This window comes from Paeniglutamicibacter psychrophenolicus (genome assembly GCF_017876575.1).
Lineage (GTDB): Bacteria > Actinomycetota > Actinomycetes > Actinomycetales > Micrococcaceae > Paeniglutamicibacter > Paeniglutamicibacter psychrophenolicus.
This window is the reverse complement of the sequence record NZ_JAGIOE010000001.1, coordinates 4459761-4472449: the sequence shown is the minus strand read 5'-3', so window position 1 is coordinate 4472449 and position 12689 is coordinate 4459761. Positions and strand designations below refer to the sequence as shown.

The 12689-nt window shown below is 65.3% G+C and carries 10 protein-coding genes; 7 read left to right on the top strand and 3 right to left on the bottom strand.

Annotated features, from left to right (window positions below; all coding sequences use genetic code 11):
- Positions 1-166: 166 nt before the first annotated feature.
- Together JOF46_RS20065 and purH are read left to right on the top strand one after the other, a co-directional pair.
- Positions 167-703, top strand: a complete 537-nt coding sequence (locus JOF46_RS20065) for a COG4315 family predicted lipoprotein (protein WP_209910607.1) — start codon at positions 167-169, stop codon at positions 701-703.
- 90 nt (positions 704-793) lie between these two features.
- Positions 794-2464, top strand: a complete 1671-nt coding sequence (gene purH, locus JOF46_RS20060; protein WP_209910604.1) for a bifunctional phosphoribosylaminoimidazolecarboxamide formyltransferase/IMP cyclohydrolase — start codon at positions 794-796, stop codon at positions 2462-2464.
- Positions 2465-2701: 237 nt separating this feature from the next.
- On the opposite strand, the gene JOF46_RS20055 is transcribed toward purH, so the two are convergent.
- Together JOF46_RS20055 and JOF46_RS20050 are read right to left on the bottom strand one after the other, a co-directional pair.
- Positions 2702-2971, bottom strand: coding sequence for a type II toxin-antitoxin system Phd/YefM family antitoxin (locus JOF46_RS20055; protein WP_209910602.1), 270 nt, complete (start codon positions 2969-2971; stop codon positions 2702-2704).
- A gap of 159 nt (positions 2972-3130) precedes the next feature.
- Complete coding sequence (locus JOF46_RS20050) at positions 3131-4591, bottom strand: MDR family MFS transporter (protein ID WP_245348209.1); 1461 nt, start codon at positions 4589-4591, stop codon at positions 3131-3133.
- A gap of 156 nt (positions 4592-4747) precedes the next feature.
- Here JOF46_RS20050 and JOF46_RS20045 point away from each other — a divergent pair, with 156 nt between their 5' ends.
- The 4 genes from JOF46_RS20045 to JOF46_RS20030 all read left to right on the top strand — a co-directional run bounded on the left by JOF46_RS20045 (position 4748) and on the right by JOF46_RS20030 (position 9821).
- Complete coding sequence (locus tag JOF46_RS20045) at positions 4748-5335, top strand: TetR/AcrR family transcriptional regulator (RefSeq protein WP_209910599.1); 588 nt, start codon at positions 4748-4750, stop codon at positions 5333-5335.
- A 222-nt stretch (positions 5336-5557) separates the two neighbouring features.
- Positions 5558-7780: an NADP-dependent isocitrate dehydrogenase gene (locus JOF46_RS20040; protein ID WP_209910597.1), complete on the top strand. Its 2223-nt coding sequence runs from the start codon at positions 5558-5560 to the stop codon at positions 7778-7780.
- Positions 7781-7985: 205 nt separating this feature from the next.
- Complete coding sequence (locus JOF46_RS20035) at positions 7986-9206, top strand: NAD(P)-binding domain-containing protein (protein ID WP_209910594.1); 1221 nt, start codon at positions 7986-7988, stop codon at positions 9204-9206.
- Between the two features lie 84 nt (positions 9207-9290).
- Positions 9291-9821, top strand: a complete 531-nt coding sequence (locus JOF46_RS20030) for an AAA family ATPase (RefSeq protein ID WP_209910591.1) — start codon at positions 9291-9293, stop codon at positions 9819-9821.
- A gap of 3 nt (positions 9822-9824) precedes the next feature.
- On the opposite strand, the gene JOF46_RS20025 is transcribed toward JOF46_RS20030, so the two are convergent.
- Complete coding sequence (locus JOF46_RS20025) at positions 9825-11357, bottom strand: deoxyguanosinetriphosphate triphosphohydrolase family protein (RefSeq protein ID WP_209910589.1); 1533 nt, start codon at positions 11355-11357, stop codon at positions 9825-9827.
- Between the two features lie 340 nt (positions 11358-11697).
- On the opposite strand from JOF46_RS20025, the gene JOF46_RS20020 reads away from it, so the two are divergent.
- Positions 11698-12138: a hypothetical protein gene (locus tag JOF46_RS20020; protein WP_209910587.1), complete on the top strand. Its 441-nt coding sequence runs from the start codon at positions 11698-11700 to the stop codon at positions 12136-12138.
- The last annotated feature ends 551 nt before the right edge of the window (positions 12139-12689 follow it).

The following is a 12689-nucleotide window of genomic DNA, read 5'->3' as shown; positions in this document are numbered from 1 at the left end:
CAAGTATGCGCAGAAAAGTCTGCAACACCATGAACCCTCTTGCGCTTTGGTGCGTCTTAGCCGGTGAGAGGTTTCCCGGATGCACCGGTTTGGTGCCCCGGGGGATCCCTGGCCCCGAAGACCACCGGGGCCCACGTTTCGCCCCCAAAGTGTTAGGAATTGCATCATGATCCGGAAGAACCACCCGAAATTCGCTTCCACCGCCGCGGTGCTCCTGGGTGCTGCCCTGCTGCTGGCCGGCTGCGGCAACAGCACCACCCCGGCGCAAAGCCCCGCCGCCACCTCCGCCGCAGGTGGAGACGGATACGCGGCACCGACATCCAGTGCCCCGGCCTCGAGCCCCGCTGCTGCAGCGACGGACCTGAAGACCGCATCGACCTCCTTGGGAAACATCGTTGTCGATTCCAAGGGCATGACGCTGTACTTCTTCACCAAGGACGCCAAGGACACCACCACCAGTGCCTGCACCGCTGACTGCCTCGATGCCTGGCCGATCGCCACCACCACCAACGCCACCCCGACGGTGGAAGGGGTGACCGGCAAGGTTGGAACCATCACCAGCCCCGACGGCGCCAAGCAGCTCACGCTCAATGGCATGCCGCTGTACTACTTCGCCCAGGACACCAAACCCGGGGATGTCAAGGGCCAGGGACTCAAGGACGTTTGGTACGTGGCAACGCCCGCGGGGGAATTGGTCAAGTAACTCCCGCACCACACGGAAAAGGTCGCTCCCAACGGTGCGGGATAAGATGGGCAGTGCACCCCCCTCAATTCCGCACCCTGGGAGACTTTTGTGAGCCAGACCGTCCTTGATCTCGTCCCGATTCGCCGGGCCCTGATTTCCGTCTACGACAAGAGCGGACTGGAGGAACTGGCTGCGGGCCTGCACGCAGCAGGCGTCGCCCTGGTCTCCACCGGTTCCACCGCCAAGCGCATTGCCGCCGCGGGCATCCCGGTCACCGAGGTCGAGGAAGTCACCGGTTCCCCGGAGATGCTTGACGGCCGCGTCAAGACCCTGCACCCGCGCGTGCACGGCGGCATCCTGGCCGACCGCCGCGTCCCGGCCCACATGCAGACCCTGGCCGACATGAAGATCGAGGCCTTCGACCTCGTCGTGGTGAACCTCTACCCGTTCGTCGAGACCGTGCGTTCCGGCGCCGCGAACGACGCCGTGGTCGAGCAGATCGACATCGGCGGACCGGCCATGGTCCGCTCGGCGGCCAAGAACCACGCCGCGGTGTCCATCGTGGTTGACCCGGCCTCCTACACCGAGGTCATCGCCGCGGCAGCCTCCGGCGGCTTCGATTTGAAGTCCCGCCAGCGCCTGGCCGCCAAGGCCTTCGCACACACCGCCGCCTACGACACGGCGGTTGCTTCCTGGACCGCGGCCCAGTTCCTGGACGAGGACGGCGACGGGGTCATTGACTGGCCCGCGTACTCGGGCCTGGCCCTGGAACGCTCCGAGGTCCTGCGCTACGGCGAAAACCCGCACCAGCAGGCGGCCCTCTACGTGGACAAGGCCGCCCCGGCCGGCATCGCCCAGGCCGACCAGCTGCACGGCAAGGCCATGAGCTACAACAACTACGTCGACGCCGACGCCGCGCTGCGCGCAGCCTTCGACTTCGACGTCCCGGCCGTCGCGGTGATCAAGCACGCCAACCCGTGCGGCGTCGCAGTGGCTTCCCCGGATGCCGTGGACCCGATCGCCGACGCACACGCCAAGGCCCACGCCACCGACCCGCTCTCGGCCTTCGGTGGCGTCATTGCCGCGAACCGCACCGTGACCGTGGCCATGGCCAATGCCGTCAAGGACATCTTCACCGAGGTGGTCATCGCCCCGGCCTTCGAGGCCGAAGCCGTGGCCATCCTCTCGGCGAAGAAGAACATCCGCCTGCTGGCCCTGCCCGAGGGCTACGGCCGCTACCCGGCCGAAATCCGCCAGGTCTCCGGCGGCGTGCTGGTCCAGCTCAGCGACAAGGTCGACGCCGACGGCGACAACCCGGCGAACTGGACCCTGGCAGCCGGCGCGGCAGCCGACGAGAAGACCATGGCCGATTTGGCCTTCGCCTGGACCGCGGTGCGTGCCGCGAAGTCCAACGCCATCCTGCTGGCCAACAACGGCGCAGCCGTGGGCATCGGCATGGGCCAGGTCAACCGCGTGGATTCCTGCAAGCTTGCCGTGGAGCGCGCCAACACCCTGGGTGTGGTCATCGAGTCCAAGGTGGACGCCGCAGGCGGCGCCTCGGGAACCGGCGATGCCGTCTCCGAGCAGCGCGCCCGCGGCGCGGTTGCCGCCTCGGACGCGTTCTTCCCGTTCGCCGACGGCCTGCAGATCCTGCTGGATGCCGGTGTGCGCGCCGTGGTCCAGCCCGGCGGCTCGGTTCGCGACGAGGAAGTCATTGCCGCTGCCAACGCGGCAGGCATCACCATGTACTTCACCGGTGCACGCCACTTCTTCCACTAGGAAAAGCTCCACTGGCCAGCCAGTGACAAGGCTGCCGCCGGCGTTTCCCCTCGCGGGGAATGCCGGCGGCAGCTTTTTTGATTTTTGACCGTCGTTGCCGCTTGGCGCGAAGTGTGCCATCGGGCCTCGGCTTCTCCTCCAGTCAAGCGATCGTGTTCAGGAGGCGTTGTCGGAGCGGTTTGTCGAGCTTGCTTGGCTCTTTGAGGGCAACAGGGGTGAAGCTTACGGTGAAGCGACTCAACGGGTCATGCCATTCGCGGCCAGGACTTCGTCCAGGCCGATCCTTTCACCGTCGTCCTCCTCGCGGGCTTGGCGAAGGGCAACAAGGTCCTGCCGGTCATCCAGCTGTTCCAGGCTTTCCTGGTCCTCCGGTCCGATGAGAACGGCTGCGATTTTGCCGCGATGGGTGATGACGATGCGTTCATGGCCAAAGGCGGCCCGGCTCATGGCGTCGGAGAGGCCGGCACGTGGCTCGGCAACGCCCATGGAGCTGGAAGTTTCAGTCATGGTTCTGGTTTGCTCCCGGAGGCGCAAACAGGCCATGCCAACGCATTTGCCACGACTCCGAATTCACACCCCAGGGCAATGACCCACAAGCAGCAATGAGCTGTCCTGTACACGGTTCCCCGGGCGAAGTTGGCTTCGTTCGCGTCAGGGACCGTTCCCTCAGCGCCGCTTGTCGACCGTGACGAAGAACGAAATGGCCAGGCCGATGGTCGCCAGGACGGCACCAACGATGAAGGCCACGTGGGCTCCGGAGAACAGTGCGTGGGCCAGGTCGGACCCCGCTTCAAGCCTTGCCGTGGAAAGCAGTGACATGACGGTGATGAAGACGGTGGTGCCGATGGCGCCGCCGAGCTGCTGGCCGGTGTTGAAGATGGCCGAGCCATGGCCGTACAGGCGGGGCTCGAGGCTGGCCATGGCCGAGGTCATCAGTCCGGTCATCAGCAGGGCCAGGCCGATGGAGAAGATGATGTGGTTGAGCATGAACACCCACAGTGCGGTGTCCGAATCCACGCTCACGTAGAGCCACTGGCCAAGTGCCAGCATTGCCGCACCCGGAATCACGACCGGGCGGGGACCGAATCGGTCGTGGATGCGTCCGAAGATCGGTGCGACAACGGCCTGGGCCAGACCGCCGGGCAGCAACATCATCCCGATGGCCAGCGTGCCGATGCCCGCGCCGGATTCGAGGATGATCGGCAGCATCACGATGGTGCCCAGCAGCGTGCCGAAGGCGATCATGATCAGCAGAACCGAGAAGGTGAAGGTACGGGACTTGAACGGGGTCAGGTTCAGCAGTTCCCTGCCGTCGCGGGTGAGGCGGAGCTGGCGGGTGATGAACAGGGCCAGGGACACCAGGCCGACGACGAAGCAGGCGATGGCCAGCACCGGGTTCTCGGCGGCATGCTCAAGGGTGGAGATGCCGTAAACCAGCAGGCCGAAGGCGATGGCGGAGAGCACGACGGAGAGGGCATCGACCGGGAGCTTGCGGGCCGTTGACGGGAGCTTGATGAAAACGATGCCCAGCACCAGGATGACCACGGCCAGCGGGGCCATGAGGATGAAGATGTAATGCCAGCTGAAGGAGTTGACGATGGCGCCGGAAACCGTGGGGCCCACGGCCGGGCCCACGGAGATCACGATCGAGTTCAGTCCCATGACGGCTCCGCGCTTGTGCACGGGAACCAGCTGCAGCGTGGTGGTCATCAGCAGCGGCAGCACGATGGCGGTGCCCACCGCCTGGATGATGCGGGCCACCAGCAGCACCGCGAAGCTCGGGGCAACGATGGCGATGGCCGTGCCGACGATGAAGCTGGACAGGGCAAAGATGAACAGGGCCCGCGTGCTGAAACGCTGCAGCAGGAAGCCGGTGGTCGGGATGACCACCGACATGGTCAGCAGGAACCCGGTGGTCAACCACTGCCCGGCGGCCGCGGAGACGGACAGGTCAGCCATGATGGCCGGCAGTGCGACGCTGAGCACCGTTTCGTTCAGGATCATCAGGAACGCGGCCAGGGCCAGGGCCCCGATGATGCCGGTGAGCTGCCTCGTTGGCAGGGCGGGCGGTTCCGGCCGGGGTTGGACGGCCGGCGCAGGGATCGTCTCGGACAGGGGGCTGGGCATGGGAAAACCTCTTCGGTGGGAACTGGAACACCAAATAGTGTCACAGTGTGACATGTTTTCGTAAGCGAAGCGGAACGAAGTGTGACCGAAAATATAGACTGGTGGTTCCCTGCCCCGGCGACGGGGAAACCTCCAGCCAGCAGGAAAGAGCCAAACGTGGGAATCCGTGAAAGACACCGCGCGCAGATGTTCCGCGACATCCGGGATGCAGCCCTGGACCTGGTCGAAGCGCAGGGGCTGGCCGCCACGACCATTAGCCACATCGCCTCCCGCGTGGGGATTTCCGAGCGCACCGTCTTCCGCTACTACGCCTCCAAGGAAGACGCGCTGATGCCGGCCCAGACCGGGCTGGTCGCCTCGATGACGGAGGTCAAGCCAGCCGGGGTGGACGCCGCCGGGATCCTGGCCGACCTGGTGGAAACCTTCCGGGAAAACTTTGCCTTTGAAGTCGCGAGCGGTGTCTTCCGGAGGATCACGCGCCTGTTGGTCAAGGAACCGGAGCTGATGCGCTTCGTGGCCCGGCAGGAACGAGACCTGGTCGAGGCGCTGGGCGCTTCCCTCATCGAACTCGACCAGCTTCCGCCGACCCGGGCGATGCTTCTCGCCGAGGTGGCCACGGCAGTGTGGCGCGTGGCCTGGCAGTCCTTTGCCCGTGACGAGTTGGCGGGAATCACCTCGAACCCGATGGACCACTTCGACGAGGCCGCGCGGGAACTGGGGCAACTCTTCCAGCCGGCCGGCTGAGCGGGGGCCGAACGCATTGTTCAGTTACGAAGGGTTAACTTAACGCCGGCCGGGCGCGGAGGCGACGATTGCCCCGCCAATTCGCGGCGAAAAGGGGCCTCGGGGCAACGGGATCCCTGCCACAAAAAGTGTTTACGGGCGGAAGATCGGGTAAGTTGGGGACGTTGAGATCAGTTCGGACCACACATATCCGATAAGACCGTTCAGGGAGACGCCTCACCTATGGCCAAGATTATTTATACCCACACCGATGAAGCACCGATGTTGGCAACCCACTCGTTCCTGCCGATTGTCGAAGCATATGCCTCGACCGCGGGTGTAGAGATCGAGACCCGAGACATCTCGCTGGCTGGACGCATCATTTCGACCTTCGGCGACTACCTCACCGCCGAGCAGCAGATCCCCGACGCCCTGGCAGAGCTTGGTGCCCTGGCCAAGAGCCCGGATGCAAACATCATCAAGCTGCCGAACATCTCCGCCTCCATCCCGCAGCTCAAGGCCGCCATCGCGGAACTGCAGGCCGCCGGCTACGCCCTGCCGGACTACCCGGACAACCCGTCCTCGGACGAGGAAACCGACATCCGCGCCCGCTACGACAAGATCAAGGGCTCCGCAGTGAACCCGGTCCTGCGCGAAGGCAACTCGGACCGCCGCGCACCGTTGAGCGTGAAGAACTACGCCCGCAAGAACCCGCACTCCATGGGCGCCTGGACCGCGGACTCCAAGACCAACGTCGCCACCATGGCCGAAGACGACTTCCGTGCCAACGAGAAGTCCGTTGTCATCGCCAAGGACCAGACCCTGTCCATCCGATTCGTCGGCGAAGACGGTGAAGTCAAGGTCCTGAAGAAGTCCCTGCCGGTCCTGAAGGACGAAATCATCGACGGCACCGTGCTGCACGCGGCCTCGCTGAACGCCTTCCTCAAGGCAGCCATCGCCCGCGCCAAGGCCGAGGACGTGCTCTTCTCCGCACACCTGAAGGCCACCATGATGAAGGTCTCGGACCCGATCATCTTCGGACACGTCGTCAAGGCCTTCTTCTCCGAGCTCTTCGAGACCTACGGCGAGCAGCTTGAGGCAGCCGGCCTGAACGCAAACAACGGCCTGGCAGCAATCCTCGGCGGGCTCGACGAGCTCTCCGACGACGTCCGCGCAGGCGTCGAGGCACTGATCGCCAAGGGCTTCGAAGACGGCCCGGCCATCGCCATGGTCGATTCCGACAAGGGCATCACCAACCTGCACGTCCCCTCGGACGTCATCGTCGATGCCTCCATGCCTGCCATGATCCGTTCCTCGGGCCACATGTGGGACGCCGAGGGCAAGGAGCGCGACACCCTGGCCGTGCTGCCGGACTCCTCCTACTCGGGCATCTACCAGGTCGTCATCGACGACTGCCGTGCCAACGGCGCCTACGACCCGACCACCATGGGCACCGTCCCGAACGTCGGGTTGATGGCCCAGGCAGCCGAGGAATACGGCTCCCACGACAAGACCTTCGAGATCAAGGCAGCCGGCCACGTCCAGGTCCTGGACGCCACCGGCGGCGTGCTCATTGAGCACCAGGTCTTCCCGGGCGACATCTGGCGCGCCTGCCAGACCAAGGACGTGCCGGTGCGCGACTGGGTCAAGCTGGCCGTCAACCGCGCCCGCGCCTCGGCCACCCCGGCCGTATTCTGGCTCGACGAGACCCGCGCGCACGACGCCGTGCTGATCTCCAAGGTCAATGAGTACCTGGGCGACCACGACACCGAGGGCCTGGTCATCGAGATCCTCTCGCCCGAGGCCGCAACCCAGTACACCATCGAGCGCATCCGCCGCGGCGAGGACACCATCTCGGTCTCCGGCAACGTGCTGCGCGACTACCTCACCGACCTGTTCCCGATCCTCGAACTGGGCACCAGCGCCAAGATGCTTTCCATCGTGCCGCTGATCGCCGGTGGCGGGCTCTTCGAGACCGGTGCCGGTGGCTCGGCCCCGAAGCACGTCTCGCAGCTGGTGAGCGAAAACCACCTGCGCTGGGATTCCCTGGGCGAGTTCCTGGCCCTGGCCGTCTCCTTCGAGCACCTGGCCAACACCTCGGACAACAAGCGTGCGCAGATCCTGGCGGACACCCTGGATGCCGCAACCGGCACCTTCCTGCTGGAGAACAAGTCGCCCAAGCGCAAGGTCGGCGAGCTCGACAACCGCGGCAGCCACTTCTACCTGGCCAAGTACTGGGCCGAAGAGCTCTCGGCACAGACCAAGGACACCGAGCTGGCAGCGGCCTTCAAGGCCGTCTCCGAGGCACTGGGCGGCAACGAGGAAGCCATCGTGGCCGAGCTCGCAGCCGTGCAGGGCACCCCGGTCGACCTGGGCGGCTACTACCGCCCGGTCGAGGAAAAGGTTGCTGACATCATGCGCCCGAGCGCCACGCTGAACACCGCACTGGAACTGCTCAAGAAGTAGTTTCGCGCCTGACTCAACGCATGACGGCGGGTCGCCTGCTTTTCCCTTTCCGGGGAGGCAAGCGGCCCGCCGTCGGCGTTTGCCCAAGGCCCCGGATCCGGGCCCGGGCATGCCCGTTGAGCTCTTGCCGTGCACCCGTGGCGGTGCCAAGATTGAACCCAAGGCCCAGGCGTTGAAGCAAGCACGGTGTGAGTGGGTGGAAACGATGCCGGAGAAAATTGATACGGTCGTGATCGGAGCCGGGCAGGCGGGACTTGCGGTCAGTCGTGAACTCGGGATCCGCGGGATCGGTCATGCGGTCTTGGAGCGCTCGCGCGTCGGGCAGTCGTGGCGCGAGCGGTGGGACAGCTTCACGCTGGTGACCCCCAACTGGACCATGGACCTTCCAGGTTCCCCTTACTCCGGAGCTGACCCCGAGGGCCACGTGCCGCGCGACCAGATCGTTGGCTACCTGGAGGACTACCGCTCGAAATGGCACGTGCCGGTGAGGGAAGGCATCAACGTCAACTCGCTACTGGCCGGGACCGAATCGCGTTTCGAGCTTGCCACCTCCCTCGGTCCGATCAACGCGAACAACGTCGTGGTGTGCACCGGATCGTTCAGCAAGCCGCACCGGCCACCGGTTGGCATGTTGCCGCCCGGGCTGCCGGCGATCGATGCGCTCGAGTATCGCAACCCCGCCGAACTCCCGCCGGGCAAGGTCTTGGTGATCGGAAGCGGGCAGACCGGCTGCCAGCTTGCCGAGGAACTCTTTCTTGCCGGGCGCGAGGTGTTCCTGTCCTGTGGCCGCGCGCCCCGGATGCCCAGGTGGCTCGACGGCATTGACATAGTCACCTGGCTGTCGCGGACCGGCTTCTTCGACCTGCCGCTGGCCTCCCTGCCCTCGCCAGGGGCCCGATTGCTGGCGAACCCGCAGAACACCGGCGCGGCCGGTGGCCATGACCTCGATTTCCGCACGCTGCAACGGCTTGGCGTCGTGTTGCTGGGGCACCTGGCGCACGTGGACGGGCACCGCGCGTCATTCGTGGATGACCTGGGCGCGTCGGTGGCCTTTGGCGATGCGCGCTGGGCCGAGTTGCGGGCCTTGCTGGCCGCCGAACTGCCGGCGCAGGGGTACGAGGTGCCCGGGACTCCGATCGAGGACGCGTTCCGCTACGATCCGGTGACGGACCTGGACCTCAACGACATCGGGGTTGTCATCTTCACCGCGGGCTACCGGCCGGACTACGGGTGGATCGATTTCCCGGTGTGCGACGAGAGTGGTTTTCCGATCACCGAGGCAGGAACGAGTCCGGTTCCCGGGCTGTTCTTCTGCGGCGTGCACTTCATGCGCGTGCGCCGGTCGGCGCTGCTGTTCGGGGTGGGCCTCGACGCGGCACTCGTGGCGGAATCACTCGCCTCGCCGCGCCGGCCCAGGGACGCCTGATCCCCGCCCTCGGCCCGCATCCGCTGCCCGCCGTCGGCGTTTTGCGGACAAGCGCGTTGGAGATTCCGGGGCATACTCGTGCCCATGGCACAGATCATTTGGCTCAACGGGGCGTTCGGCTCCGGCAAGACGACCACGGCGAACGAACTGGTGGAACTCATTCCCGGCGCGCGCACCTTTGACCCGGAGATCGTCGGGTTCATGCTGCGCCACTACATCAGCGAACCGGTACCGGATTTCCAGGACTGGCCCGCTTGGCGGGCCCTGGTCCCGCAGGTTGCCGACCAAATGCTCAAGCACTACGGCGGGGTGCTGGTGGCACCCATGACAGTGATGCGCAGGAACTACCTCACCGAGATCCTGGACGGCCTGTCGCACCGCGGCATCGAGCACCACCACGTCCTGCTCGATGTCCGGAAAGACGAGTTGGTGCGGCGGATCGAGACCGACACCATCGAAACCGGTGCGCGCCAATGGCGCCTGGACCACGTGGAAAGCTACCTGGAAAACCGCTCCTGGCTGAGTTCGCTCTCCCACGTCGTGGACACGACCGCCATGGATGCCGGGGAAGCCGCCCGCACCATCGCCGGACGCCTCGCCGTGACGCAGGCATAGTGCCTACAGCCCGCGTCCCACTTCCCAGATGCCCTCGGAGGTCCCGGTGAGCAGGGCATTGACGGAGGCAGCCTGCGCGTCGGTGAACGAGGCAATGTAGTCGACGATGGCCCGGGCCCGGCCCAGCCGCTCGATCTCCCCGCGCGAGGCCTCGGCAAAAAGCCTGGGGGACTCGGCATGCAGCCGCCGGTACTCGCCGGTGGCGGCCTCGACGGAGTCCAGCAGCCGGCGCGGGGCCCGGGCGGCGTCCTGCGGGTCATCCAGCCACGCAGCCAGCCCCTCGGCCAGCGAGCTGATGATGCGGGTCTGCCCGCGCTGGTACAGCGCCAGGTCGGAGCGCTCGAGCACGAAGCGCTCGTGCACGAACTTGAGCACCACCACGTCGTGCCAGGCCTCGTCGGCCAGCCGCACGTGCCCGCTGCGGACCACCGGGTCCTTTTCCACCGCGATGGAGGCCTGGAGCCGGTTGATCCAGCGCCGTGTGAAGGCGGTGACGGCACGGTCGGCATCAAGGCCGCCGTCGTAGGGCAGGGCGAGCAGGCCCTCGACCAGGTCGTGGCCCACGCGTTCCACGGAGGCGCGGAAGGCCTCGGCGTTGGCGATCCACGGGTCCTTGGCCAACACCTTCCGCCAGGTGCGCTCCAGCGCGTGGCCGGGGATGCGCAGGTCGAGATCGCGCGCATGCACGGCGGACAGCGCGGAACCGGAATCGAGCCAGCGCCGCAGCTCCGCGGACACCAGCGAGTACTGCAGCACCCCGGCACGGTAGAAGTCGTCCAGGTCGTGCACCGCGTAGGCGATGTCGTCGGCGATGTCCATGACCGAGCATTCCAGGGTCTGCTGGTGGTCGGCGATCTGCGGGAAGACCGAGAGCACATCGCGCATCTCGGCCGCCTCGATGTCGTAGGCGGAGTATTTCGCCGCCGGGCTGCCGCCACCGGCACCCACTCCGCGCGGCAATAGTTCCGGGGGACGGGAAGGCAACGAGCGCCACTCGTTGCGGGTCCACGGGTACTTCAGCACCGCGGCCCGCACGGCCCGGGTCAGGTTCAGCCCGCGTGCGGAAGCGTCGCAGCTGTCCAGCGCGGTGAGGATGCGGAAGGACTGGGCGTTGCCCTCGAACCCGTCGGGCAGCCCGAGGATCTGGCGGGCGGCCCGGTCCAGTTCCTGTTCGCCCAGGTGGCCGAAGGGCGGGTGGCCCAGGTCGTGGGCCGCAGCCGCGGCCTGCACCACGACCGGGTCGCAGCCGCCGAGTGTCTCCACGAGCCTTTGCGTGGGTTCGTCGGCGTTGCGCAGCCCGATGGCGATGGAGCGGGCCACGGCGGAGACCTTCAGCGAGTGGGTGAGCCGGTTGTGCACCACGGTTCCGGTGCCTGCCTGCGGAATCACCTGGGTGACCGCCGAGAGCCGGGAGAAATAGGGGGAGAAGCGGATGCGTTCGATGTCGACACGGAATTCGTCTTCGCCGGGCCGCGATTCCTCGGCGATGGCCCGGTCCCGTCCGCCGCTGAGGTGTGTCGTGTTCCTGTATTCCATGGTGCGCACCAGCTTAGTGGGCACATGGTGCGAGCAACCGGCGACTCACGGCGTATCCGAAGGATGACACTCAATATTTGGTTCAACGACTTCATTTGCTACAGGTACGGTCGGACAATCCCGTGCGCCAGTGCGGCTGTTTTGTGCGACGGATACCTTCGATTTCGCGGATTTTGTCATCGTTCTCGTCTGCAACCGCCGAGCTTCGAGTATGAGTCTCGGAAGTACAGAGGTGTGTGACAACCGGGGTTGCTTCTAGACGGGATCGCAGGAGATGCGCATAAAAACCGCGTACTTGACGTACTTGACGTACGTGAAGATCTTGAGGATCATGGGTCGTATGAGCACCCCAACACATGAAAGCGTCGGCACACACGCCTACGGGTATACCCAGGCGAGGGAATCGCTGAAAGCGATTCTGGATTTCAGTGAACGGGGCGGGTTGTCCATGATCAGCCGTCCAGACCGGACACCAGCCGCCGTGGTAAATGGTGAGAGTCTTCGCCGCTATCTGGCGCTAACTGTTGTTCCTAACGTTCAGGTAGTGAACGAGGATGGTGCCTGGGTGGTCTTCATGCAAGGGCAGCCCTTGGCCACGGAGGCCACGGAACTGGAGGATGCTCTGGTGGACTTCGTTGAGGCATTGCGAGAATATGCTGAAGATTGGGAAGACCATTTGCATGTCGCGCCTAACCATCGCGAAAATTGGGCCTTGGTTCAGTTGGTGGGGCTTTCCTCAGATGAACAATTGATTTCCTGGCTTACCGGTTCTGAGGCATGAGCGCCCGCCGGCTCGGTGGACGGGATGACCACGAGAAGTTCTGTCTGACTGAACGGTGGGAACTCCTGATGAATGCCCGCGGGAAACCGGTGCGACACCATGCAACATACCGGCTGGTTCTGGACGATGGGCGGATCCTGCGGACTCGGATTTCTCGCCCGGTTGACCGGACTACCTACTCGGCTTCCATTTGGAATCACATTCTCCAAGACCAACTCATGGTCGATGAGGAAGAGTTTTGGGCTTGCGTAGAAGGCGGGGTTTTGCCCCCACGTGGGGCCGTGCACGAGCCTTCTATGGCGCTTCCTTTGGCTTTGGTTTGGCAGCTAACCCGCACTGCGGGCATTGCGGAGGAACTCGTTGCCAAGATGACTAAGGAGCAAGCCGTCCAGGCGCTCAACGAATACTGGATGTCGCAAGGGGACCAACCCGGCGTATAGAAGTTCGGCCGTGAGGCTGTGTGGAAGTGGCTTGCGACGGGCTAGGACCACGACAGTTGAACCTTGCCTAAGATGATGAATCAGCCGAACTTCGAGGCGCGGACTTCTCTT

Excerpts from the sequence above, each read along its gene's own strand:
- JOF46_RS20065 (WP_209910607.1), top strand. The coding sequence starts at position 167 with ATGATCCGGAAGAACCACCCGAAATTCGCTTCCACCGCCGCGGTGCTC.
- JOF46_RS20055 (WP_209910602.1), bottom strand. The coding sequence starts at position 2,971 with ATGACTGAAACTTCCAGCTCCATGGGCGTTGCCGAGCCACGTGCCGGC.
- JOF46_RS20050 (WP_245348209.1), bottom strand. The coding sequence starts at position 4,591 with ATGCCCAGCCCCCTGTCCGAGACGATCCCTGCGCCGGCCGTCCAACCC.
- JOF46_RS20040 (WP_209910597.1), top strand. The coding sequence starts at position 5,558 with ATGGCCAAGATTATTTATACCCACACCGATGAAGCACCGATGTTGGCA.
- JOF46_RS20035 (WP_209910594.1), top strand. The coding sequence starts at position 7,986 with ATGCCGGAGAAAATTGATACGGTCGTGATCGGAGCCGGGCAGGCGGGA.
- JOF46_RS20030 (WP_209910591.1), top strand. The coding sequence starts at position 9,291 with ATGGCACAGATCATTTGGCTCAACGGGGCGTTCGGCTCCGGCAAGACG.
- JOF46_RS20025 (WP_209910589.1), bottom strand. The coding sequence starts at position 11,357 with ATGGAATACAGGAACACGACACACCTCAGCGGCGGACGGGACCGGGCC.
- JOF46_RS20020 (WP_209910587.1), top strand. The coding sequence starts at position 11,698 with ATGAGCACCCCAACACATGAAAGCGTCGGCACACACGCCTACGGGTAT.